We start from the raw sequence: 22,753 nt of genomic DNA on the forward strand, positions 1-22,753 counted from the left end.
GTCCGGACATCGGCGTACGTCGAGTGAAACAGCGGTGAGCCGCACGGGGGGCCGATCGCTCAGGGGTTCGTCAAGTGTCCCTGGACCACCGGCGCCACCCGCGCCACGATCCGCTCCAGGTCGGCCGACGCCAGCGGCTCTATCTTGATCACGTAGCGCAGCATCGCGATGCCGACGAGCTGGGCGGCGGCGAGCTCGGCGCGCAGCTCGGCGTCGGGGAGGTCGAGCTGCTGGACGATGCGGCGCAGCAGCTGGGCGGTCACGAGGCGGCGGAAGACGGCGGCGGCCGCTTCGTTGTTCACGGCGGAGCGCACGATCGCGAGGAGCGGGGTGCGGGTGGCCGGGTTCTCCCAGACACCGAACACGAAGCGGGTGAGTCGTTCGCCGACGCCGTCGAGGGGGCCGTCCGCGATGGCGGCCGGAGCGGCCAGGGCGGGCGCGAAGGCGACCTCGATGGCCGCCTCGAAGACCTGTTCCTTGGTGCCGAAGTAGTGGTGCACGAGCGCGGAGTCCACCCCGGCGGCCTTCGCGATGCCCCGGACCGAGGCCTTCTCGTAGCCGCGCTCGGAGAACTCGGCGCGGGCCGCCTCCAGGATCTGGTCGCGGGTGGCGGGGGCCGCCTGGGTCTGCGTACGGGAGGGGCGCCCCCGGCCGCGGCGGGGCGTGGCGTCCGTCACCGGCGGGGCACCTTCACCGCGGAGGCGAGGTGGAGCCGGGTGAAGGCCAGGGCCTCGGCCAGGTCGGCCTCGCGCTCGGCGCCGGACATCGCGCGGCGGGTGTTGACCTCGATGACGACGTGGCCGTCGAACCCGGACAGCGCGAGGCGTTCGAGCAGCTCCGCGCAGGGCTGGGTACCGCGGCCCGGGACCAGGTGCTCGTCCTTGTTGGAGCCGTTGCCGTCGGCGAGGTGGACATGGCCGAGGCGGTCGGCCATGCGGTCGATCATCTGCAGGGCGTCGGTACGGGCCGTCGCGGTGTGGCTGAGGTCGATCGTGAAGTGCCGGTAGTCGTCCTTCGTCACGTCCCACTCGGGGGCGTACGCGAGCATCTCGCGGTCGCGGTAGCGCCAGGGGTACATGTTCTCGACGGCGAACCGTACGTCCGTCTCATGGGCCATCCGCCAGATCCCGCTGACGAAGTCGCGCGCGTACTGGCGCTGCCAGCGGAACGGGGGGTGCACCACGACGGTCGACGCGCCCAGCTTCTCCGCCGCCGCGCGGGCGCGCTGGAGCTTGACCCACGGGTCGGTGGACCACACCCGCTGGGTGATCAGCAGGCAGGGGGCGTGTACGGCGAGGACCGGGATCTGGTGGTAGTCGCTGAGCCTGCGCAGTGCCTCGATGTCCTGGCTGACCGGGTCGGTCCACACCATGACCTCGACTCCGTCGTAGCCGAGGCGTGCGGCGATCTCGAAGGCCGTCGCCGTCGACTCCGGGTACACGGAGGCCGTGGACAACGCGACCTTCGCATCCGGGATGCGTACGACTGGTTCTGCCACGAGGGACAGAGTACGGGTTGGCTCCGGCCGGGGGCCGTGGGTGGTGGGCTTCCGGCCGGGGGCGTCAAGGGCCGTGACCCGTGGTCTCCCGGTCTCTTCGCGCCGGGGGTGGGGTCCGTCACGTGGTGGGGGTCTCGGTGACGCGGGGGCGTTTCGTCCTGTTTCTGAGGGCGGGGTTCCGGGATGGTTCGTCCGGTTCCCGGGGGCGAGGGGCCCGCACGGATCAGTGCGGGTTGCGACCACCCGGCCTGGGCGCGGGGAACTGCGCCCCCGGCCCCCACCGTGCCGCGGTCACCCCGCATCGCCAGCCGCCCTGGGTCCGCCGAGCGCGGACCATGCTCGCCCGAAACCGCCCGGTGCCGCTGAGTGCGCAGTTCCCCGCGCCCCTAACCCCCGCCGGACCCGGACCAGGCTCGCCCGAAACCGCCCGGTGCCGCCGGGTGCGCGGTTCCCCGCGCCCCTGAGCCCGCCGGACCCGGGCCACGCCCACGCGGGCGGGCCCGGTGTCGCCGGGGGGTCACTCCGAGGGCATGTGGTCCAGGCGGCGGAGGATGACGCCCTCGCGGAGGGCCCAGGGGCAGACCTCCAGGGTTTCGACGCCGAAGAGATCCATCGCGCCCTCGGCGACGAGCGCGCCCGCGAGGAGCTGGGCCGAGCGGCCGGGAGAGACGCCCGGGAGCTCCGCGCGCTCCTCCCCGGTCATCGAGGCGAGACGCGGCACCCAGTCCTCCAGGGCCCGTCGCTTCAGCTCGCGCTGGACGTAGAGGCCCTCCGTGGAGCGTGCGGCGCCGGCGATGCGGGCGAGCTGCTTGAACGTCTTGGAGGTGGCGACCACGTGGTCGGGGGCGCCGAAGCGGCTGAACTCTCCGACCGTGCGGGCGATCTGCGCCCGCACATGGCGGCGCAGCGCCTTCACGTCGGCCGGATCGGCCGGGTCCGTGGGCAGCCAGCCGGCGGTGAGCCGCCCCGCGCCGAGCGGCAGGGACACCGCCGCGTCCGGCTCCTCGTCCATGCCGTACGCGATCTCCAGGGAGCCGCCGCCGATGTCGAGGACGAGGAGCTTGCCCGCGGACCAGCCGAACCAGCGGCGGGCGGCGAGGAAGGTGAGTCTGGCCTCCTCCTCGCCGGTCAGGACCTGGAGCTCCACGCCGGTCTCGGCCTGGACCCGGGCCAGGACGTCGTCGGCGTTGCGCGCCTCGCGGACCGCGGACGTGGCGAAGGGCAGCAGCGCCTCGACGCCCTTGTCCTCGGCGGCCTCCAGCGCACCCTGGACCGTTTCGACCAGTTTGTCGACACCCGCGGGGTCGATCGCCCCGCTCCCGTCGAGCAGTTGGGCGAGCCGCAGGTCGGCCTTGTGCGAGTGCGCGGGCAGCGGGCGGGCGCCGGGGTGGGCGTCCACCACCAGCAGATGCACCGTGTTCGAACCCACGTCGAGGACACCGAGTCTCATATACGGAACGCTACTGCCCTCACGGCCGTCGGCCGTCCCCGGAGCGGGCAGAAGCGACTTACCCTGGACGGGTGCCAAAGACGAAAAAGGCGAAGCCCGACAAATCAGCCAAGGGTTCTTCGCAGACGAAGGCGCCCAAGCCCAAGAAGTCCCCGACGAAGGCCGCCGTGTCCGACGAGAAGGGACTCGACTTCGCTCGCGCATGGGTGGAATTTCCAGATCCCGCCGATGACGAGCAGGTCTTCCGCTGCGATCTGACATGGCTGACCTCTCGCTGGAACTGCATCTTCGGAAGCGGCTGCCAGGGCATCCAGGCGGGCCGCGCCGACGACGGCTGCTGCACGCTGGGGGCGCACTTCTCGGACGAGGACGACGAGAAGCGGGTGGCCGAGCACGTGGCGCGCCTCACGCCGGACATCTGGCAGCACCATGACGTGGGCACGAAGACCGGCTGGGTCTCCGAGGACGAGGACGGCGACCGCCAGACGCGCCCGTACCAGGGCTCGTGCATCTTCCAGAACCGTCCGGGCTTCGCGGGCGGCGCGGGCTGCTCGCTGCACATCCTCGCCCTGAAGGAGGGCCGGGAGCCGCTGGAGACCAAGCCGGACGTCTGCTGGCAGCTGCCGGTCCGCCGGACGTACGAGTGGATCGACCGGCCCGACGACACCCGGGTGCTCCAGGTCTCCATCGGCGAGTACGACCGGCGCGGCTGGGGCCCCGGCGGCCACGACCTGCACTGGTGGTGCACCTCGGCGACCTCCGCGCACGGCGCGGGCGACCCGGTGTACGTGTCGTACCGCCCGGAGCTGATCGAGCTCATGGGCAAGGCGGGGTACGACCGCCTCGTCGAGCTCTGCGAGGAGCGGCTGGCGTCGCAGCTGCCGCTGCTGGCACCGCACCCGGCGGATCCGACGGGCTGAGAAGGGGCACGGGGCGCGTCCACGCCCGCGGGCACGGCGGGCCGGGACGCCAGGGCCGAAGAGCATCCGCCCCCGGTGCGTCGGGCCCGGACGACGGCCCCGGGGCCGTATGGGCACGTCCTACGACGACAGGGTCGGCGCGCCGCTGTCGCTCGGCGGCGGCGTCGAGCCGCCCGGGTCCGACGGCGTCGGACCGGTGGGCGTCGGGGAGGTCGTCGGGTCGGACGGCGTCGGCGACGGGTCGGGGTCGGACGGTGGCGGGGTCGAGCCGGGGTCGGTCGGGACCGGGTCGCTGGGCGTCGGCGCCGGGTCGTGGCCCCCGGGACCGGAGGGCCCCGCGTTGCCGTAGCCGGCGATCGTGACCACGGCGTCCGCGGGGGCGATCGCCACCTGCGCGCTCCAGTGGCCGACCGGCTCCCGGAGATGATCGACGTACACCTTGACCGTCACCGACTCACCCGGGTGGAGGGTCCCCGCGGACTGGCTCAGGTAGAGCCACGAGGCTCCGGTGCGGGCGGACCAGTGGACCGGTGAACTCCCGGACGCGGTCAGCGTGATGAGGGTGGTGTCTCCACTGTTGCCCGCCGTCACGGCGAGCTGCCCGGCGCCCTGCCCCGGGGTGCTTCCGGGGGCACTGACGACCTCCACGGAGACGTCCGGTGAGCGGCTGCCCTTGGTGAAGCGTGCGTCGGGCCGGGCGCTGGCGTTGCCCGCGTTCTCGTAGCCGCCCGCCCCGTCGCCGTCCATGCCGTCGGGGCCGTGCGCCTCGCTCGCGGTGACCGGGCGGCCGTCGGTCCCCTCACCGGTGAGGGGCGCGCCCCGGTAGGCCGCCCAGAGAGCGAGCACCGGTGCGGCGACGACGGTGGCGACGACCGTCGTCGTGACGGCACGCGCGCGGAGCCGGTCCCGGCGGGCCGCGTGGTCCTTGGGGTCCATCGGGAAACCGCGCCGGTCGAAGCGCGGAGCGCCGCTTCGCGCGCGCGGTGCGTGGGCCATCGCGGTGTGCAGCGCCCGGCGGGGCGCCTCCAGGACGGGCAGGGCGGCGGGGGTGACGCTGGTGCCGGGCCAGGTGCCGGGGACCGCGCGCTCGGCGGTGCGGCGGCAGCGGGGGCAGTCGTCGACGTGCCGGACCAGCTCGCAGCGCAGGGCGGCACTCAGGACGAGCTGGTTGTCGCCGGTGAGGCGGGCGACGCTGGGGCAGGCGCCGGTCTCGACCACGGCGAGCGCGGCGCGGGTGCGTTCGACCTCGCAGGCGGCGGAGCCGAGCAGCTCGCGGGCGGCGGCGAGGTCCATGCCGAGGACGGCGGCGACCTCGTGGGCGGCGAGCTGGTGACGCACGGCGAGTTCGAGCGCCTCGCGCTGCTCCGGAGTGGTGCCGGCGGCCTCCGGCCAGGCGAGCAGGGCGAGTTCGCGCTGGCGCCGCGCCCTGACCTCCTCGGACACGGTGCCGCCCAGCGCCTCGGCCGCGCGCCGGTCGGCGGCGTCCTGGTGCGACCGGTGGGCCGCGCGCCGCCCGGAGGCGTGCGCCGCCTGGCGTCTGCGCCGGGCTTCGGTGAGCTTGCGCAGACAGGACCAGCGGGCCAGCGCGTACAGCCAGGCGCGGCAATCGGCCGCGGACTCGGGCCCGCGCGGGCTCCGGCGCTCGGCCAGCGCGAGGACGTCGCCGAGGGCGGCGGTGGCCGAGTCGTGGTCGCACAGCACGCTCAGGCAGTAGGTGAACAGGCCGTCCAGGTACGGTTCGTAGCGCGCGGGAGGACGCTGGGCCAGGGTGCGGGTGCTCGCGCCACGGGGCGCCGCCACCCGCTTGCGGGCGGGTCCGTGCGCCCGGTGTGCGCCGGTGGTGTGCGTGGTGGTCTCCGGACTGCTGCTCATCACCCGTGCGACCGTAGGCGCCCTGAGGTGGCCCCTTCTTCCCCCTTGAGCACATTTAATCCGTACGGGTGAAACGATCCCTCAATCGTGTACACGAACCTCCGATCCCGTGGCCCAGGCCGTCACGGGCGGCGATGGCAGATACCCCAGCCGGGTGCGCCGGCGGACCGGGAAGCAGCGGCCCGGCGGACGCCCCGGCCGAGCGCCTGGCCACCGCCCCGGCCGAGCGCCCGCTCACCGCCGGGCCCCGCTTCCCGGCCTTCCCCACAGGTCCAGGCCGGGGTGTCAGTGGGCTCGGTTACGGTTCCGTCATGGCTGCCCGAACGAAAACCGCGAAGGACCGGCCGTCCTACCGCTGCACCGAGTGCGGCTGGCAGACGGCCAAGTGGCTCGGCCGCTGCCCCGAGTGCCAGGCATGGGGGACGATCGAGGAGTACGGCGCGCCCGCCGTGCGCACCACGGCGCCGGGCCGCGTCACCACCTCCGCGGTACCGATCGGGCAGGTGGACGGCCGTCAGGCCACCGCCCGCTCCACCGGCGTGCCCGAGCTGGACCGGGTCCTCGGCGGCGGACTGGTGCCCGGCGCGGTCGTCCTGGTCGCGGGCGAGCCCGGCGTCGGCAAGTCCACCCTCCTGCTCGACGTCGCCGCGAAGTCGGCCAGCGACGAGCACCGCACGCTGTATGTGACCGGCGAGGAGTCGGCGAGCCAGGTCCGGCTGCGCGCCGACCGCATCAAGGCGATCGACGACCACCTCTATCTCGCCGCGGAGACCGATCTGGCGGCCGTTCTCGGCCACTTGGACGCGGTGAAGCCGTCCCTGCTCATCATGGACTCGGTGCAGACCGTCGCCTCCCCGGAGATCGACGGCGCCCCCGGTGGCATGGCACAGGTGCGCGAGGTCGCCGGAGCGCTCATCCGCGCCTCCAAGGAGCGGGGCATGTCCACCCTCCTCGTGGGCCACGTCACCAAGGACGGCGCCATCGCGGGCCCCCGCCTGCTCGAACACCTCGTGGACGTCGTGCTGCACTTCGAGGGCGACCGGCACGCCCGCCTCCGGCTCGTCCGAGGAGTGAAGAACCGGTACGGGACGACGGACGAGGTCGGCTGCTTCGAGCTGCACGACGAGGGCATCACGGGCCTCGCGGACCCTTCGGGCCTGTTCCTGACGCGCCGCGACGAGCCGGTGCCCGGGACCTGCCTCACGGTCACGCTCGAAGGCCGCCGCCCCCTGGTCGCCGAAGTGCAGGCACTCACCGTGGACTCGCAGATCCCCTCCCCGCGCCGGACGACGTCCGGCCTGGAGACCTCCCGGGTCTCGATGATGCTCGCCGTCCTGGAGCAGCGCGGAAGGATCAGCGCCCTCGGCAAGCGGGACATCTACTCGGCGACGGTCGGCGGCGTGAAGCTCTCCGAGCCCGCCGCGGACCTCGCGATCGCGCTCGCGCTCGCCTCGGCCGCGAGTGACACCCCGCTCCCCAAGAACCTCGTGGCGATCGGCGAGGTGGGGCTCGCGGGCGAGGTCAGACGGGTCACGGGCGTCCAGCGCAGGCTCTCCGAAGCGCACCGCCTGGGCTTCACGCACGCCCTCGTACCGGCCGACCCGGGCAAGATCCCTCCCGGTATGAAGGTCCTGGAAGTCGCCGACATGGGCGACGCGCTGCGGGTCCTTCCTCGCTCCCGTCGTCGAGAGGCCCCACGGGAGGAGGAAGAGCGCCGGTAGACTTTGCCCTGGTCTCGCCCGTCCGTACGAACCGAGGGCGACCGGAAACCTGCGACCGGAGGAGTGCAGTGGCAGCCAACGACCGGGCAGCAGCTCCCGGAAAGTCCGGTGGGAGCTCCGGTGCCGATGGCCTGATGCGCGCCTCACTGAGCGCCGTGGCACCCGGCACGGCCCTGCGCGACGGGCTCGAGCGGATTCTCCGCGGCAACACGGGCGGACTCATCGTGCTGGGATCCGACAAGACCGTCGAAGCGATGTGTACGGGCGGTTTTGTCCTGGATGTCGAGTTCACCGCCACGCGGCTGCGCGAACTGTGCAAGCTCGACGGCGGCATCGTCCTCGACAAGGACATCACCAAGATCCTCCGTGCGGGCGTGCAGCTGGTGCCCGACCCGACGATCCCCACGGAGGAGACGGGCACGCGGCACCGCACCGCGGACCGGGTGAGCAAGCAGGTCGGCTTCCCCGTCGTCTCGGTCTCCCAGTCGATGCGCCTGATCGCGCTGTACGTCGACGGTCAGCGCCGGGTCCTGGAGGACTCCGCCGCGATCCTCTCCCGCGCCAACCAGGCGCTCGCGACCCTGGAGCGCTACAAGCTCCGCCTCGACGAGGTCGCGGGCACACTGTCCGCGCTGGAGATCGAGGACCTCGTCACCGTCCGGGACGTCTCGGCGGTCGCCCAGCGTCTGGAGATGGTCCGCCGCATCGCCACCGAGATCGCCGAGTACGTGGTCGAACTGGGCACCGACGGGCGTCTTCTCGCGCTCCAGCTGGACGAGTTGATCGCGGGCGTGGAGCCCGAGCGCGAGCTCGTCGTACGGGACTACGTACCGGAGCCGACCGCCAAGCGCTCCCGCACGGTCGACGAGGCACTGTCCGAGCTGGACGCGCTGACCCACGCGGAGCTCCTCGAACTCTCCACCGTGGCGAGGGCGTTGGGCTACACCGGCTCCCCCGAGGCGCTGGACTCCGCGGTCTCGCCGCGCGGCTTCCGGCTGCTCGCGAAGGTGCCCCGGCTGCCCGGCGCGATCATCGACCGGCTCGTCGAGCACTTCGGCGGGCTGCAGAAGCTGCTCGCGGCCAGCGTGGACGACCTCCAGACGGTCGACGGCGTGGGCGAGGCACGGGCGCGCAGCGTCCGCGAGGGCCTGTCCCGCCTGGCCGAGTCGTCGATCCTGGAGCGGTACGTCTAGCCGGTCCGGCGGATCGCCGGACCCTCGGCCCTCAGGTTCTTCACCGCTCGGGCCGGCCCCCTCCCTTCGGCCCGCGGGCCGCGTCCCGGGCTTGGGCGCGCCACCCGGAACCTGAGCGTTCGAGGCCGGCGCGCGCCCCGGGCACGGCCCTCGGGGGCGACAGGCGGGCAGGACGCAGCTCCTGGCTCGGCGCGCCGTGCGGGCGCCGCGCCCGGGGTCGGCACTCACGCCGAGCTCCCGGACCCACTCCTCGCTCGGCCCTCGCTCAGTCCTTGGCCAGGACGAACGACGTCTGCGCCTTGGCCAGTCCGGGCGCCTTCGCCTCCACCAGGTACGTGCCCGCGGACGCCGAACCCGCCGGAGGCGTGGCGCACTCGGGGGCGCTGGCCTTGCGGTCCCACTTCACCTTGTAGATCAGCTGGTCGTCGGCGGGCACGCGGTACAGCCGGCTGCCGCCCTTCGGGCAGTCGTCCGAGGCCCAGATGTCGTCGTCGCTCCCGGCCTGAGTGATCGTCAGCACGGTGTTCCCGGGGCCGAGATCGAGCTTGCAGGCGCTGCCCGAGGAGTTCTTGGCGATGAGATCGATCGTGGGGGTCTCGTCGGGAGCGTAGCTGTTGTGTTCGCTGTGCAGCGTCAACTTCACATTGCCGGGGGTGCAGTTGGGGAGGGTGGAGCCGGCCGGGAGCCGGTCCCCCGATCCGCCGCCGTTCTTGGACCCGTCGTCCGAGCCGCCTCCGGCTCCGCCGCCGCTCTCCTCGGAGCCGCCGGAACCGGCACCGCCGGCGGAACCGCCGCCGCTCGCGTCGCCGTCACCGTCGCCGCCCTCGTCACCGCCGCCACCGCTGCCACTGCCACTCGACTCGTCGCGCCCGCCCGGGTGTTGGCTGATCGCGGGCCCCGAACCGGAGGGGCCGGGAGTGATGGTGGGCGCGGGGTTCTTGCCGTTGGACCCGCCGTTGTCGTGCTTTCCGCCTCCGCCGCCGGAACCGACCACCCATACGATGAGCAGCGCCAACAGCGCGACCACAGACAGCAGAACGGCCCTCCGACGCCAGTAGATGGTGGAGGGAAGCGGCCCGACAGGATTGCGCAGAGATCCCACGGCGCAAACTGTACGAGAGATCGGCGCCGCGACTTGCCGCACCCGCCGCCCTGTCGGCAACTTTTCCGGATCATCATCCCGGGACCTGGCGAGTTTTCACCCCCTCCGCCCCCACCCGTCCGGTACCTGCGGACTTCGCACCCGGACGCCGTGACGGCCCGGACGGGCGCGCGCTCAATCGCCGGACGGGCTGCAAAGATCTGGCAGGATCGACAGAGCCATGACTGCACCCACCAAACCCACCCAGAACGCCTCCGGCGAGACGCTCCACGCACCCGTCATCGCCTGGTTCGACGAGCACGCCCGTGACCTCCCGTGGCGGCGCCCCGACGCCGGTCCCTGGGGAGTGATGGTCAGCGAGTTCATGCTCCAGCAGACCCCGGTCAACCGCGTACTCCCCGTGTACGAGCAGTGGCTGGCCCGCTGGCCCCGCCCCGCCGACCTGGCGAAGGAGGCCCCGGGAGAGGCCGTCCGCGCCTGGGGCCGGCTCGGCTACCCACGGCGTGCGCTGCGCCTGCACGGCGCCGCGGTGGCCATAACGGAGCGGCACGGCGGCGACGTACCGGCGGAGCACGCCCAGCTGCTGGCACTGCCCGGCATCGGGGAGTACACGGCGGCGGCGGTCGCGTCCTTCGCCTACGGCCAGCGGCACGCCGTGCTGGACACGAATGTGCGACGGGTGTTCGCGCGGGCCGTCACCGGCGTCCAGTACCCGCCGAACGCCACCACCGCGGCCGAGCGCAAGCTCGCGCGGGCGCTGCTGCCCGAGGACGAGCACACGGCGTCCCGCTGGGCCGCCGCCTCCATGGAGCTCGGCGCACTCGTCTGCACGGCGAAGAACGAGACCTGTCACCGCTGCCCCATCGCCTCGCAGTGCGCGTGGCAGTTGGCGGGCAAGCCGGAGCACCAGGGCCCACCGCGGCGCGGTCAGACGTACGCCGGCACGGACCGGCAGGTGCGCGGAAAGCTGCTCGCCGTGCTGCGGGAAGCGGTCGCGCCCGTACCTCAGGCGGCACTTGACCGCGTGTGGGGCGAACCGGTGCAGCGGGCACGCGCGCTCGACGGACTCGTCGCCGACGGACTGGTGGAGCCGCTCCCCGGCGCTCTGTATCGACTCCCCCTGACCTGACAAAAACACCCACAACGGGACCAGTACGGGCAGAAAGCAGCCTCTCCCTTACCCCGCGCCTACATCCGTTACACAACCGACGGACAGCCGATTGCTTGCCGCAGGCTGTCTCGGACAACCCCGTGACAACGCCTCCGTAGCTTCATTGCCGTACCGCAGGAGCGGCCGCACAGACCGCGGCACGCCGGCGATGCGACAGCAGACGGACAACCGGCAGCAGGCAGGTCGGAAACGGGGATGGAGGCGGTTGATCATGGCGCAGGGCGAGGTGCTCGAATTCGAGGAGTACGTCCGTACCCGGCAGGACGCGCTGCTGCGCAGTGCCCGCCGCCTGGTCCCCGACCCGGTCGACGCGCAGGACCTGCTGCAGACCGCGCTCGTGCGGACGTACGGCCGCTGGGACGGTATCGCGGACAAGCGGCTGGCCGACGCCTACCTGCGCCGCGTCATGATCAACACCCGGACCGAGTGGTGGCGGGCCCGCAAGCTCGAAGAGGTGCCCACCGAGCAGCTTCCGGACGCCAGCGTCGAGGACTCCACCGAGCAGCACGCGGACCGCGCGCTGCTGATGGACATCATGAAGGTTCTCGCTCCCAAGCAACGCAGTGTCGTGGTGCTGCGACACTGGGAGCAGATGTCCACGGAGGAGACGGCCGCCGCCCTCGGCATGTCGGCCGGAACGGTCAAGAGCACGCTGCACCGGGCGCTGGCCCGGCTCCGCGAGGAGCTGGAGAGCCGCGACCTCGCGGAGCGCGGCGCCCGCGCGCTCGAACCGGGTGAGGAGCGGGAGCGTTGCGCGGCCTAGAAAGTCGGGCCAGTCAGGTCCTGAAGGCGGGGAGCACGGCCACGGCCGTGCTCACCGCCCTCGGCCTTTTCGTGAGCGCCTGCGCCACCGGTGGCACCGGCGCCCGCGACGAGGGCCCGGCGGGCGGAGACGCCGTCGCGAAGGGCGCCGCCACGCCCACGGCCGCCGCCTCGCCGAGCAGGGCGGCACGGCGCGTCGACGCCGTCCGGCTGGTCAAGAACGACCCGGGGGTCAGCGCGGCGGTCAAGCGCGACCTGAAGCCGTGCGTCGGCGACGAGTACCCCGTCGACGTGTCGTACGGCAACCTCACCAAGAGCTCCTCGAACGACGTCGTGGTCAACGTGATGACCTGCGGCGACGCCGTCGGTATCGGCTCGTACGTGTACCGCGAGGCCAACGGCAGATACCAGAATGTGTTCAAGGCCGAGGAGCCGCCGGTCTACGCGGAGATAGACCGCGGCGATCTGGTGGTCACCCAGCAGCTGTACGAGAAGGGCGACCCGGTGTCGTACCCCTCCAGCGAAGAAGTGATCACCTACGACTGGTCCGCGACCCGCTTCACCGAGGAGTCCCGGATCCACAACGACTACAGCAACGCGGTGGGCGGCGCCAACTCGCCCTCGCCCGAGGCGAACTGAGAGCAGACGGATGGCAGAGCAGACCCACGTCCTGTTCGTCGAGGACGACGACGTCATCCGGGAGGCCACGCAACTCGCCCTGGAACGCGACGGCTTCGCGGTGACCGCCATGCCCGACGGGCTGTCCGGCCTGGAGGCGTTCCGTGCCGACCGCCCGGACATCGCCCTGCTGGACGTGATGGTCCCCGGGCTCGACGGGGTCTCGCTGTGCCGCCGCATCCGGGACGAGTCGACCGTCCCCGTGATCATGCTGTCCGCGCGCGCCGACTCGATCGACGTCGTGCTCGGTCTGGAGGCCGGCGCCGACGACTATGTGACCAAACCCTTCGACGGGGCCGTCCTGGTCGCCCGTATCCGCGCGGTGCTGCGCCGCTTCGGGCACGCCAACGGCGGGCGGGGCGCGGCGGCCGACGAACCGGCCCCGGTGGACGGCGGGGTCCTCGCCTTCGGTGATCTGGAGATCGACACCGAGGGCATGGAGGTGCGCAGAAGCGGTGCGCAGGTGGCGCTGACGCCCACCGAGATGCGGCTGCTGCTGGAGTTCTCCGCCGCGCCGGGTACGGTGCTGAGCCGCGACAAGCTGCTCGAACGCGTGTGGGACTACGGCTGGGGCGGTGACACCCGCGTCGTCGACGTGCACGTGCAGCGGCTGCGTACGAAGATCGGCCAGGACCGGATCGAGACGGTCCGCGGCTTCGGCTACAAGTTGAAGGCCTGAGCAGGGGTATGCGGGGGATATTTCAGCGTCCGGGGTCCGGTGGTCCGGCCGGGCGCCCGGCTCCGGGCGGACGGACGGACGCGGGCCCGGTTCCGGGCGGACGGACGGGTACCGGCGCGGTTCCGGGCGGACGGGCGGGTGCGGGCGCGCGCCCGCGTCCAGGCGGTGCCGCGGACGACGGCTCCGACTCGGGCACGAACATCCGCACCGGCATCCGCTGGAAGCTGAGCACGGCGATCGCCCTGGTCGGCGCGCTCGTCGCGATCGCGCTGAGCCTGGTCGTGCACAACGCGGCCCGGGTGTCGATGCTCGACAACTCGCGGGACCTCGCGGACGAGCGCATCCAGCTCGCCCAGCGCATGTACGGACCCGGCCGGCCGCCGCCCTTCGGGGCCAAGATCGACGACCCGTCGATACCCAGTGAACTGCTGGAGAGCGTCTCGCACGGCCGGCGGGCGACCTACATCTCCGAGGGCACGCACGGGGTACCCGACATCTGGGCCGCCGTACCGCTCAGGGACGGCCGGGTGCTGTCCTGGCACGAGCGGTTCACCGACCGCAACGCGGACGTCATGAAGGACCTCGACCAGGCCCTGATCATCGGGTCCATCGCGGTCGTGTTCGGCGGCAGCGCGCTCGGCGTGCTCATCGGCGGCCAGCTGTCACGCCGGCTGCGCAAGGCCGCGGCCGCCGCGAACCAGGTCGCCAAGGGCGACACCGACGTGCGGGTGCGGGACGCGATCGGCGGTGTCGTGCGCGACGAGACCGACGACCTGGCGCGGGCCGTCGACGCGATGGCGGACGCGCTCCAGCAGCGCATCGAGGCGGAGCGCCGGGTGACCGCCGACATCGCCCACGAGCTGCGCACGCCGGTGACCGGGCTGCTGACGGCGGCGGAGCTGTTGCCGCCCGGCCGTCCCACCGAACTCGTCCGGGACCGGGCGCAGGCCATGCGCACGCTCGTCGAGGACGTCCTGGAGGTCGCCCGCCTCGACGGCGCCTCCGAACGGGCCGAGCTGCAGGACATCATGCTCGGCGAGTTCGTCACGCGCCGCGTGGCCGCGAAGGACGCGGGCGTCGAGGTGCGCGTGGTCCACGAGTCGGAGGTCACGACCGACCCGCGGCGTCTGGAGCGTGTCCTGTTCAACCTCCTCGCGAACGCCTCCCGGCACGGCAGGCCGCCCGTCGAGGTCACGGTCGAGGGCCGTGTCATCCGTGTCCGCGACCACGGCCCCGGCTTCCCGGAGAAGCTCCTCGCCGAGGGCCCGAGCCGCTTCCGTACGGGCAGCACCGACCGCGCCGGCCACGGGCACGGGCTGGGCCTCACGATCGCCGCGGGGCAGGCCCGGGTGCTCGGGGCCCGGCTGACGTTCCGCAACGTACGGCCCGCCGGGGCTCCGGACGAGGTGCCCGCGGAGGGTGCGGTCGCGGTGCTGTGGCTGCCGGAGCACGCCCCGACGAACACCGGGAGCTATCCGATGCTGCCGTCGGCCTCCGGCAAGTGAGGGTCCGGCGGCCCCGGAACCCTCACCGGCCGGGGCCTGCCGCGGCGCGTGGGAATGCTCAGCAGCCGAAGTCCTTCGAGAAGTCGAGCTCCTCGCTGCGCTGGGTGAGCGAGTACCAGTTGCCGTTGTCGTCGCGGAAGATCGCCTCGATTCCGTACGGCCGCTCCTGGGGGTCCTGGAGGAACTCCACTCCGCGCGCCTTGAACTTCTCGTAGTCACCGCGGCAGTCGTCGGTGCGGAAGGCGCCCGCGCCCAGCGCGCCCTTGCCGACCAGCTTCTTCAGCGCCTCCGCGGACTCCGGGTCGAGCCCCGGGCCGTCCAGGCTCATCAGCGCGAGCTCGACGTCCGGCTGGTCCTTGGCCCCCACGGTGATCCACCGCATGGACCCCATGGCCAGGTCGTTGCGCACCTCGAAGTCGAGCTTCTCGGTGAAGAAGGCCTTGGTCCGCTCCTGGTCGAACGTCCAGACGGTGGTGATGCCCAGGCCCTTGATCATGGCTCTGCTCTCCTGTCGTCCACTGCTGCCCGTCCGGCACCAGCTCCTGCTCGCCACCGTAGGCGCGGGCCCGCTCAGGGTGCTTCTTCAGAGTTGCGGTCCTCGGCGGGCGGGGAAGCGGCCCTGCGCCGGAAGCCGCCCGCCCACAACATGGCGTAGCAGCCGGGGATGAGGGCGGCCCCCTTCCGCACGTGCTTCGCGCGGTACTCGCTCGGTGTCAGTCCGGTCCACGTCTTGAAGCTCGCCGAGAAGGTGCCGAGGCTGCTGAACCCGACCAGGTGGCAGATGTCGGTGACCGAGAGGTTCGCCGTGCGCAGCATCTCCTCAGCCCGCTCGATGCGGCGGTGCGTCAGATACTGGCCGGGTGTCTCGCCGTACGCCGCCTTGAAGGCGCGGATGAAGTGATAGCGCGAGTACCCGGCGTGCGCGGCCAGCGCGTCGAGATCGAGGCCGGGCTCGGCCCAGTCCCGGTCCATCGCGTCCTTGGCCAGCCGCAGCTGCCGCATCCTGTCCACGCTCCCGATGGTGGCACGCGGCACCGACACCGCCGCGGCCGTCTCCCGGCGGCGCCGGAGCGCCCGGTCCGTCGCGGGCCCGGCGGCAGGCCCCCCGGTCCGTCACGGACCGGGGCCGGAGACGGGAGAAGGCCCCCGGGGCGGACAACGCCGGGGGCCTTCGGTCCGAGTACGCGTGGAACTCGGGTGGATCTCGCCGAACCCCGGAGCTCGCGGCACTCGGGGTGGAGTTCGCCGGACCGGAGCTCGCGGAACCCGTGGGGTTCGCGGAGGGTCAGACCGCCTCGGCGATGCTCGCCGCGGGGGCCGCGTCCTGCACCGCGCCGTCCTCCGGCTTGGGCGCGCCCGCCCCCTTCAGCGGGACCTCCTTGACGAACACGGCGGCGACCAGCGCCACCACCGCCACCACGGACCCGAGCAGGAACGCGGAGTGCGTACCGGAGGAGACCGCGTACTGGTAGGCCTCGCGCGCCGCGGTGGGCAGCTTCGCCAGGCTGGCCGCGTCGAGCTGCGCGGACTGCTCCGTCACCTTGGAGCCGAGTGCTCCGGCCCGCTCGGCCATCACGTCCTGCACCCGGTGGTTGAACAGGGCGCCCATGATGGCGACGCCGAAGGAGGAACCGAGGGTCCGGAACAGGGTGGTCGAGGAGGACGCGACACCCATGTCCTTCATCTCCACACTGTTCTGCGCGACCAGCATGGTGATCTGCATCAGGCAGCCCATGCCCGCGCCGAGCACCGCCATGTACAGACCGGAGGTCAGGCGGGTCGTCCCGGTGTCCATCTGGGCGAGCAGGAACAGCCCGACGATCATCAGGACGCTGCCGACGAGCGGGAAGACCTTGTAGCGGCCGCTGTTGGTGGTGACCCGGCCCGCGACCATCGACACGGCGAGCATCGCGCCGAGCATCGGCAGGAGCAGCAGACCGGAGTTGGTCGCGGACGCACCCTGCACGGACTGCTGGTACAGCGGGAGGAAGAGCACCGCACCGAACATCACGAAGCCGGTGATGAAGCCGATGACGGACATCAGGGTGAAGTTGCGGCTGCGGAAGATGTGCAGGGGCATGATCGGCGCGGCGGCGCGGGTCTGCCAGAAGACGAAGCCGACGAGTGCCGCGACGCCGATGCCGATCAGCTCCATGATCCGCGCGGAGCCCCAGGAGTACTCGGTGCCGCCCCAGGTGGTGACCAGCACGATCGACGAGATGCCGAGCGCCAGCAGGCCGGCGCCGAGGTAGTCGATCTTCGCCTCGACCCGCTTCCTGGGCAGGTGCAGCACGGCGCTGACCGCGAGGAGCGCGACGACGCCGAGCGGAAGGTTGATGTAGAAGGACCAGCGCCAGCCCCAGTGGTCGGTGATGGAGCCGCCGACCAGCGGGCCGAGGATCATGGCGAAGGCCATGACGCCGGCCATCATGCCCTGGTACTTGCCGCGCTCCCGCGGCGGGATCAGGTCGCCGATGATCGCCATGACACCGACCATGAGACCGCCGGCACCGAGACCCTGGATGGCGCGGAAGCCGATGAGCTGCCCCATGTCCTGGGACATGCCGCTGAGCGCGGAGCCGATCAGGAAGATCACGATCGAGGTCATGAAGGCGCCCTTGCGCCCGTACATGTCGCCGAGCTTGCCCCAGATCGGGGTCGAGGCCGCGGTCGCGAGCGTGTACGCGGTGACGACCCAGGACAGGTGCTCCAGCCCGCCCAGTTCACCGACGATCGTGGGCATCGCCGTACCGACGATCATGTTGTCGAGCATCGCGAGCAGCATCGCGATCATGAGCGCGAGCAGTACGACCCGTACGCTGCGCGGCTGTTTCCCGCCGTCCTCGGCGACCGGTGCGGCCGCTGCCGTGGTGTCCGCCATCGTTTTCCCACTCCCCTGAGTACCGGCGCCGCCCTCTGGTGCGGCCGCCGCCCCTCGACTACTTACTTGCCGACCGGCAAGTTGACTACACTCAGGGAAACTAGACCCCGAACTAGCCGGGCGTCAAGTAAGTTTAAGTAGTTTTACCAGCCGGTCGACAGGTAAGTTTTCAGGGAGCGCGAGGAGTAAGAGGATGGGCGGCACCATGGACGGCACCAAGCGACAGCGCCGCGGCGACACCCGCCAGCGCATCCAGGACGTGGCCCTCGAACTCTTCTCCGAGCGGGGCTACGAGAAGACCTCGCTCCGCGAGATCGCCGAGCATCTCGACGTGACGAAGGCGGCGCTCTACTACCACTTCAAGACCAAGGAAGACATCCTCATCAGCCTCTTCCAGGACCTGTCCCGGCCCATGGACGAGCTGATCGAATGGGGGGCGCAGCAGCCGCGCACGCTGGCGACGAAGCAGGAGATCCTGCACCGCTACAGCGACGCCCTCGCCGAGGCGGCCCCACTCTTCCGCTTCATGCAGGAGAACCAGGCGACGGTGCGCGAACTGCGCACGGGCGAGGACTTCAAGGACCGCATGATCCGGATGGTCGACCTGCTCAAGGAGCCGGACGCCGACCTGAAGGACCAGGTCCGGTGCATCAGCGCGCTCTTCTCCATGCACGCCGGGATGTTCGTCCTCAGGGACGTCGAGGGCGACCCCGAGGACAAGCGCAAGGCGGTCCTGGAGGTCGCGATCGACCTGGTGACACAGGCCAACGGCGGCGCCGACGCATGAGGCCGGGCGCCCCTTTCGGGACGCCCGGCCACACCTACGGGGTGATCACCCTGTGGGGGTCAGGTGATCAGACGACGACACCCTGAGCGCGCAGGAAGGCGACGGGGTCGATCGCGGACCCGTAGTTCGGGGTGGTACGGATCTCGAAGTGCAGGTGCGGGCCGCTGGAGTTGCCGGTGTTGCCGGACAGCGCGATGTGCTGACCGGTGCCGACGACCTGGCCTATCCGCACGTCGATGCGCGACAGGTGGGCGTACTGCGAGTACGTGCCGTTGCCGTGCTTGATGACGATGGCGTTGCCGTACGCGGGACCGTCACCGGCGCCGTTGGGGCCGGCCTTGACGACGGTGCCGCCGTGCGCGGCGACGACCTGGGTGCCCTGCGGCACGGCGAAGTCCTGGCCGGAGTGCTTGTGGGCCCACATGCCGCCGGCCTGGTTGAAGCTGGCGGACAGGGCGTATCGCTTCACCGGGTCGACCCAGGAGGCGCCCTTCTTGGCGGCGGCGGACTTGGCCTGGACGGTGCTCGCGGCCTTGACGGTGCCGGCACTGTTCAGCCCGGTCTCGGCGGCGCTCGCGACCCCGGCGCCCAGTACGGCCGTGGCTCCGAGGCCCACGGCCAGGACGGCGGCCCGGGTGCGAATCAGGGACGTACGGGACTGACGGGACGTGACGCGCTTCGACATGTGAGGACCTCGCGGGAACGGGGACTGGGACTCGGGAAACCGCCCGGTGGACATGTCGTCCGGCGAGCGGCCCATCACCTTGGTAACCCGCCACCCCACAGACCCCCAAACAGTGTGACCTACGACGTTAGGTCGTACTTCACCCGAAAACTTAATGAACCTTGACAGTTCGGACATCCCGTACCGGATCTGCCGTTTTCCTCGCCCGAAACACGGTTTAACCGCACTTCGGAGGGCTGCGCCCGCTGGAAAAAGCCCTTCATGGCCCTTCAGCCCCGCGGCACGCGAACCGTCCCGAGGGCCCTGGGTCAAAGGTCCTGAATGTCCGTTTTACTCTGTCCACTAGGCAGGTTAGTACCGGACAAAACGCCTGTGCGCCATGTCACCGGACGGCAAGATCAAGCCCCCCGGGAATGTGACCGGGGCTACTCTGCTTGCCTGGTTCAGGGCTCTTGGGGGAGGCCGTATGGATCCGTCGGTACTGGGCACGAAACTGGCGTCGAGCCTCATCGCGCCTGTGGTCAAGAAACTCTTCCGGCGCGACGGCCCGGGAGCCGGCCTCGTGGACGAGCCGGTACGCCTCTCGGCCCTGGTCTCCTTCCGCGGAGAGAAACGCACGCTCACCGAGAAGGACGTCCGCCGCCTCGCCGCCCAGCTGGTCCGGGCGGCGCTCGACTCACCCGGCGAGCGCCCCTTCCCGCCCGACGAGGAGACGGCGGTCACGGACGCGCTGTCCCGCAAGCTGCTCGCCCTCGGCGACCTCGACATGGACGACGTCCAGGCCGTCCGGCTCGGCCACCGCGAGCTGGCCCGCAAGCTCCACCACCGAGCCCCCACCGGGGACCTCTCCGCCGACGCCTCCTTCTTCCTCGACTCCCTGACCGAGTGGGCCTGCGTCCATGTCATGCACTTCTTCACCCAGCGCTCCACGTTCGTGGCGCGCACGCTGGTGGAACAGACCCGCCTGCTGGCCGAGCTCGTCGCGAAACTCGACGAGCTGATCACCCGTGTCCCGCGGCCCGACGCACGCGACACCTCTTTCGAGCGCCGCTACCTCGCCTATGTCGCCAAGAAGCAGGGGCAGCTCACGATCTACGGGATCGACCTGACCAACTCCCCCGGCAAGTGGCCGCTGGACGCCGCGTACCTGAGCCTGGAGGCGACCGCCCCGCGCAAGCGACTCCTCGGCTATGTGCGGCCCGGCACGTTCACCGCCTCCCGCCCGGTCCTCGGGCGGAACGACGGCACGGCGCCCGGGGAGACCGGCGGCCCGGCACCCGGGGAGACCGCCGGCACCACATCCGCGGAAGAGGCGTCCGGCACGCACCCGCCCACGACCGCCCCCCACCGGCGGCCCGCCGACGCGGACACCCGCGGCGCGCGGGCGGTCCCGGCCCCGGCGAAGACCGAGACGGGCCGGCGCCACCTCGAACGCTTCGACTCGCGCCCCGCCGACCAGGCCCTTGCCGCCCACGAACGCGTCCTGCTGCGCGGGGTCGCCGGCTCCGGCAAGACCACCCTCGTCCAGTGGCTGGCCGTCTCCGCCGCCCGCTCGGCACCGGAGGGCCCGATGTCGTACCTGCACGAGAGGGTCCCCTTCGTGCTCCCCCTGCGCACCCTCACCCGGCACGGGGAGCGGCTCCCCGTGCCCGACCGCTTCCTGGAGGCCACCGGCTGCCCGCTCGCCGCCGGCCAGCCGGACGGCTGGGCGGACCGGGTCCTCGGCTCCCGGCGCGGACTGGTCCTCGTCGACGGCATCGACGAGGTGCCCGACTCGGAACGGGAGCGGACCCGTGTCTGGCTCAGCGACCTCATCAGCGCCTATCCCGGCAACCGCTGGCTGGTCACCTCGCGGCCTTCGGCGGTGCGCGAGAACTGGCTCACGGACGACGACTTCGCCGAGCTCACCCTCTCCGCGATGAGCCCGGCGGACGTCGCCGCGTTCATCGAGCGCTGGCACACCGCCGCACGGATCGGCAGCCCGGACGAGGACGAGGCCCTCACCACGTACAAGACCCAGTTGCTGACCGCCGTACGCAGCAAGGGGGATCTCGGCCGGCTCGCCACCAACCCGCTCATGTGCGGGCTCATCTGCGCGCTCCACCGCGACCGGCGCGGCTATCTCCCGCAAGGACGCAAGGAGTTGTACGAGGCCGCGCTGACCATGCTGCTGACGCGCCGGGATCGGGAGCGCGACATCCTGACACTCGAACTGCAGCAGGAGCCGCAGACCCAGCTGCTCCAGCGGCTCGCGTACTGGCTGATCCGCAACGGTCGTACCGAACTCGACCGCGAACGCGCCGAGCAGATCATCGAGGAGGCCCTCCCCTCGGTGCCCGCCGCGGCAGCCCTGGGCGACGCGACGGCCGTCTTCCGCCATCTCCTCCTGCGCAGCGGCCTGTTGCGCGAACCGGCCCCCGGCGCCGTCGACTTCATCCACCGCACCTTCCAGGACTATCTGGGAGCACGAGCGGCCGTGGAGGTGTGGGACATCGGCCTGCTGATCGAGCACGCGGCCGACGACCAGTGGGAGGACGTCATCCGGATGGCCGTGGCCCACAGCAGGCCGCGCGAACGGGCCGACATCTTGACCGAGTTGCTCGCCGTGGGCGACCGGACCACGGACGTTCCGGTGCGCAACAGGGTGTTCCTGCTGGCCGCCGCCTGCCTGGAGCACGCCGCCGAACTCGACCCGGCCGTCCGGCTCGCGGTCAAGGAACGCACGAGCACACTGATCCCGCCGTCCACCTCGCAGGAGGCCGTCGAACTCGCCACCGTCGGCCCCCTCGTCCTGGACCTGCTCCCGGGGCCCGAGGAACTCAGCGTCGAGGAGGCCGGCGCCGTCGTCGCGACCGCGCTGCACCTGGCGTCGGACGCGGCGATCCCGTACCTCACCCGATTCGCCTGCCACGACTCCCCGCGGGTCCGCGACCGGATCGTCAGGAGCTGGTCCCGGTTCGACACCGAGCGCTTCGCCCGCGAGGTCATCGCCCAGGTCGACCCGCACGAGGTCTACTTCCTGGTCACCGAAGCCGCACAACTGCGGGCGCTGCGGGCGCTGGGCGGGCGCCCCATGGTCGACGTCCAGGGCGACCTGCCCGCCGACCAGTTACGGGCGTACGTCTCGGAGGTCCCGCCCACCCATCTGTGCATCCGGAGCAACAGCACCCTCACCGACATCTCCTTCCTCGGCGGGGCGACGACGCTGACCCGCCTGGAGATCGACGCCTGCCCGCACCTGACCGACCTGTCGGCCCTGACCGGACAGACCATCGAGGCACTGATCCTCGGCGGCCTGGGCCCCGAGCCGGACCTGCGCCCGCTGGCGACGCTGCGCCATCTGAAGGAGCTGACCTTCGCTTTCCTCGCGAGCGGCTGGCCCGCGGACACCCGGTTCCTCCACGGCTGGTCGGCCGTGGCCACACTGCCCGAACTCGTCCATCTCCAGATGAGCGTGAGCCTGTTCGCGCTGTGCCCGGACTCCCTGGAACTCCCCGGCGTCACCGACCTCTTCCTCCTCGACGACATGGCCGGGACCCTCGACCTGGAGAGAGTCCCGGCGGTTTTCCCGCACCTGACGAAGCTGCACATCATCGGTGACGTCACCACCCGCACCCGACTGGACGTCTCCCCTCTGAAGGCCGCCCACGGCCTGCGGGAGCTGCTCGTCGTCCCGGGCGGGGAGGGCGAGTTGTGCGGCGTCGACCAGCTCCCGGAGCAGACTGTCGTCCATCAGCCCCAGCGCCACCTCGGCGGAACGACCTGGACCCAGCAGACGTGACCGCCCGGTGTGCGGCGCGGCGCGGAGAACGAGGAGCCGGACGTCACCGGCGTCCTGCCCGAACCAGC

19 protein-coding genes are annotated in these 22,753 nt (G+C 71.9%); 10 read left to right on the forward strand and 9 right to left on the reverse strand.

Features of this window, described 5'->3' with window-relative positions; all coding sequences use genetic code 11:
- Positions 1 to 59 precede the first annotated feature (59 nt).
- The 3 genes from ACZ4IF_RS30715 to ACZ4IF_RS30725 all read right to left on the reverse strand — a co-directional run bounded on the left by ACZ4IF_RS30715 (position 60) and on the right by ACZ4IF_RS30725 (position 2,948).
- On the reverse strand, positions 60 to 677 hold the full coding sequence (locus ACZ4IF_RS30715) for a TetR/AcrR family transcriptional regulator (protein ID WP_467568606.1): 618 nt from the start codon (positions 675 to 677) through the stop codon (positions 60 to 62).
- Positions 674 to 1,498: a sugar phosphate isomerase/epimerase family protein gene (locus ACZ4IF_RS30720; protein WP_467568608.1), complete on the reverse strand. Its 825-nt coding sequence runs from the start codon at positions 1,496 to 1,498 to the stop codon at positions 674 to 676. Before ACZ4IF_RS30720 ends, ACZ4IF_RS30715 begins: the two co-directional genes overlap by 4 nt.
- A gap of 517 nt (positions 1,499 to 2,015) precedes the next feature.
- Positions 2,016 to 2,948 carry a Ppx/GppA family phosphatase gene (locus ACZ4IF_RS30725; protein ID WP_467568610.1) on the reverse strand — a complete coding sequence of 311 codons (933 nt, stop codon included), beginning with the start codon at positions 2,946 to 2,948 and terminating at the stop codon, positions 2,016 to 2,018.
- A gap of 71 nt (positions 2,949 to 3,019) precedes the next feature.
- On the opposite strand from ACZ4IF_RS30725, the gene ACZ4IF_RS30730 reads away from it, so the two are divergent.
- Positions 3,020 to 3,868 (forward strand): DUF3109 family protein, encoded by an 849-nt coding sequence (locus ACZ4IF_RS30730; RefSeq protein ID WP_095935763.1) that lies wholly within the window; start codon positions 3,020 to 3,022, stop codon positions 3,866 to 3,868.
- A 120-nt stretch (positions 3,869 to 3,988) separates the two neighbouring features.
- Here ACZ4IF_RS30730 and ACZ4IF_RS30735 read toward each other — a convergent pair whose 3' ends face one another.
- Complete coding sequence (locus ACZ4IF_RS30735) at positions 3,989 to 5,740, reverse strand: BACON domain-containing protein (RefSeq protein ID WP_467568612.1); 1,752 nt, start codon at positions 5,738 to 5,740, stop codon at positions 3,989 to 3,991.
- A gap of 311 nt (positions 5,741 to 6,051) precedes the next feature.
- Between ACZ4IF_RS30735 and radA the strand changes: the two genes are divergently transcribed.
- Together radA and disA are read left to right on the forward strand one after the other, a co-directional pair.
- The gene (radA, locus tag ACZ4IF_RS30740; RefSeq protein ID WP_467568614.1) at positions 6,052 to 7,461 is read left to right on the forward strand and encodes a DNA repair protein RadA; all 1,410 of its coding nucleotides are present in this window, start codon (positions 6,052 to 6,054) and stop codon (positions 7,459 to 7,461) included.
- Between the two features lie 68 nt (positions 7,462 to 7,529).
- Complete coding sequence (disA, locus tag ACZ4IF_RS30745; RefSeq protein ID WP_095935760.1) at positions 7,530 to 8,654, forward strand: DNA integrity scanning diadenylate cyclase DisA; 1,125 nt, start codon at positions 7,530 to 7,532, stop codon at positions 8,652 to 8,654.
- A 265-nt stretch (positions 8,655 to 8,919) separates the two neighbouring features.
- Here disA and ACZ4IF_RS30750 read toward each other — a convergent pair whose 3' ends face one another.
- On the reverse strand, positions 8,920 to 9,756 hold the full coding sequence (locus tag ACZ4IF_RS30750) for a hypothetical protein (protein ID WP_467568616.1): 837 nt from the start codon (positions 9,754 to 9,756) through the stop codon (positions 8,920 to 8,922).
- Positions 9,757 to 9,976: 220 nt separating this feature from the next.
- Here ACZ4IF_RS30750 and ACZ4IF_RS30755 point away from each other — a divergent pair, with 220 nt between their 5' ends.
- From ACZ4IF_RS30755 to cseC, 5 genes are all read left to right on the forward strand, one after another.
- Positions 9,977 to 10,885, forward strand: a complete 909-nt coding sequence (locus ACZ4IF_RS30755) for an HhH-GPD family protein (protein ID WP_467568618.1) — start codon at positions 9,977 to 9,979, stop codon at positions 10,883 to 10,885.
- Between the two features lie 253 nt (positions 10,886 to 11,138).
- Positions 11,139 to 11,690, forward strand: a complete 552-nt coding sequence (locus tag ACZ4IF_RS30760) for a SigE family RNA polymerase sigma factor (RefSeq protein WP_095935757.1) — start codon at positions 11,139 to 11,141, stop codon at positions 11,688 to 11,690.
- A complete protein-coding gene (locus ACZ4IF_RS30765; RefSeq protein ID WP_467568621.1) occupies positions 11,678 to 12,328 on the forward strand; it encodes a hypothetical protein in 651 nt (216 codons plus the stop codon). The genes ACZ4IF_RS30760 and ACZ4IF_RS30765 overlap by 13 nt, the downstream gene beginning before the upstream one ends.
- A gap of 10 nt (positions 12,329 to 12,338) precedes the next feature.
- Positions 12,339 to 13,046: a two-component system response regulator CseB gene (gene cseB / locus ACZ4IF_RS30770; protein WP_467568623.1), complete on the forward strand. Its 708-nt coding sequence runs from the start codon at positions 12,339 to 12,341 to the stop codon at positions 13,044 to 13,046.
- A gap of 8 nt (positions 13,047 to 13,054) precedes the next feature.
- Complete coding sequence (gene cseC / locus ACZ4IF_RS30775; protein WP_467568625.1) at positions 13,055 to 14,551, forward strand: two-component system sensor histidine kinase CseC; 1,497 nt, start codon at positions 13,055 to 13,057, stop codon at positions 14,549 to 14,551.
- A gap of 58 nt (positions 14,552 to 14,609) precedes the next feature.
- On the opposite strand, the gene ACZ4IF_RS30780 is transcribed toward cseC, so the two are convergent.
- The 3 genes from ACZ4IF_RS30780 to ACZ4IF_RS30790 all read right to left on the reverse strand — a co-directional run bounded on the left by ACZ4IF_RS30780 (position 14,610) and on the right by ACZ4IF_RS30790 (position 17,432).
- The gene (locus tag ACZ4IF_RS30780) at positions 14,610 to 15,047 is read right to left on the reverse strand and encodes a VOC family protein (protein WP_095935754.1); all 438 of its coding nucleotides are present in this window, start codon (positions 15,045 to 15,047) and stop codon (positions 14,610 to 14,612) included.
- Between the two features lie 74 nt (positions 15,048 to 15,121).
- On the reverse strand, positions 15,122 to 15,553 hold the full coding sequence (locus ACZ4IF_RS30785) for a helix-turn-helix transcriptional regulator (protein ID WP_467568964.1): 432 nt from the start codon (positions 15,551 to 15,553) through the stop codon (positions 15,122 to 15,124).
- A gap of 283 nt (positions 15,554 to 15,836) precedes the next feature.
- Positions 15,837 to 17,432, reverse strand: a complete 1,596-nt coding sequence (locus tag ACZ4IF_RS30790) for an MDR family MFS transporter (protein ID WP_467568628.1) — start codon at positions 17,430 to 17,432, stop codon at positions 15,837 to 15,839.
- A 193-nt stretch (positions 17,433 to 17,625) separates the two neighbouring features.
- On the opposite strand from ACZ4IF_RS30790, the gene ACZ4IF_RS30795 reads away from it, so the two are divergent.
- Complete coding sequence (locus ACZ4IF_RS30795) at positions 17,626 to 18,219, forward strand: TetR/AcrR family transcriptional regulator (protein ID WP_467568630.1); 594 nt, start codon at positions 17,626 to 17,628, stop codon at positions 18,217 to 18,219.
- Between the two features lie 67 nt (positions 18,220 to 18,286).
- Here ACZ4IF_RS30795 and ACZ4IF_RS30800 read toward each other — a convergent pair whose 3' ends face one another.
- Complete coding sequence (locus tag ACZ4IF_RS30800; protein ID WP_467568632.1) at positions 18,287 to 18,904, reverse strand: M23 family metallopeptidase; 618 nt, start codon at positions 18,902 to 18,904, stop codon at positions 18,287 to 18,289.
- Positions 18,905 to 19,370: 466 nt separating this feature from the next.
- Here ACZ4IF_RS30800 and ACZ4IF_RS30805 point away from each other — a divergent pair, with 466 nt between their 5' ends.
- The gene (locus tag ACZ4IF_RS30805; RefSeq protein ID WP_467568634.1) at positions 19,371 to 22,685 is read left to right on the forward strand and encodes an NACHT domain-containing protein; all 3,315 of its coding nucleotides are present in this window, start codon (positions 19,371 to 19,373) and stop codon (positions 22,683 to 22,685) included.
- Positions 22,686 to 22,753: the final 68 nt, after the last annotated feature.

The sequence above is a fragment of the Streptomyces sp. NPDC025784 genome (assembly GCF_055558435.1).

What these genes read in the sequence shown, in the direction of transcription:
- ACZ4IF_RS30725 (WP_467568610.1), bottom strand. Translation starts at nt 2,948, where the DNA reads ATGAGACTCGGTGTCCTCGACGTGGGTTCGAACACGGTGCATCTGCTG.
- ACZ4IF_RS30735 (WP_467568612.1), bottom strand. Translation starts at nt 5,740, where the DNA reads ATGAGCAGCAGTCCGGAGACCACCACGCACACCACCGGCGCACACCGG.
- radA (WP_467568614.1), top strand. Translation starts at nt 6,052, where the DNA reads ATGGCTGCCCGAACGAAAACCGCGAAGGACCGGCCGTCCTACCGCTGC.
- ACZ4IF_RS30755 (WP_467568618.1), top strand. Translation starts at nt 9,977, where the DNA reads ATGACTGCACCCACCAAACCCACCCAGAACGCCTCCGGCGAGACGCTC.
- ACZ4IF_RS30760 (WP_095935757.1), top strand. Translation starts at nt 11,139, where the DNA reads ATGGCGCAGGGCGAGGTGCTCGAATTCGAGGAGTACGTCCGTACCCGG.
- cseB (WP_467568623.1), top strand. Translation starts at nt 12,339, where the DNA reads ATGGCAGAGCAGACCCACGTCCTGTTCGTCGAGGACGACGACGTCATC.
- cseC (WP_467568625.1), top strand. Translation starts at nt 13,055, where the DNA reads ATGCGGGGGATATTTCAGCGTCCGGGGTCCGGTGGTCCGGCCGGGCGC.
- ACZ4IF_RS30780 (WP_095935754.1), bottom strand. Translation starts at nt 15,047, where the DNA reads ATGATCAAGGGCCTGGGCATCACCACCGTCTGGACGTTCGACCAGGAG.
- ACZ4IF_RS30785 (WP_467568964.1), bottom strand. Translation starts at nt 15,553, where the DNA reads ATGCGGCAGCTGCGGCTGGCCAAGGACGCGATGGACCGGGACTGGGCC.
- ACZ4IF_RS30790 (WP_467568628.1), bottom strand. Translation starts at nt 17,432, where the DNA reads ATGGCGGACACCACGGCAGCGGCCGCACCGGTCGCCGAGGACGGCGGG.
- ACZ4IF_RS30795 (WP_467568630.1), top strand. Translation starts at nt 17,626, where the DNA reads ATGGGCGGCACCATGGACGGCACCAAGCGACAGCGCCGCGGCGACACC.
- ACZ4IF_RS30800 (WP_467568632.1), bottom strand. Translation starts at nt 18,904, where the DNA reads ATGTCGAAGCGCGTCACGTCCCGTCAGTCCCGTACGTCCCTGATTCGC.
- ACZ4IF_RS30805 (WP_467568634.1), top strand. Translation starts at nt 19,371, where the DNA reads ATGGATCCGTCGGTACTGGGCACGAAACTGGCGTCGAGCCTCATCGCG.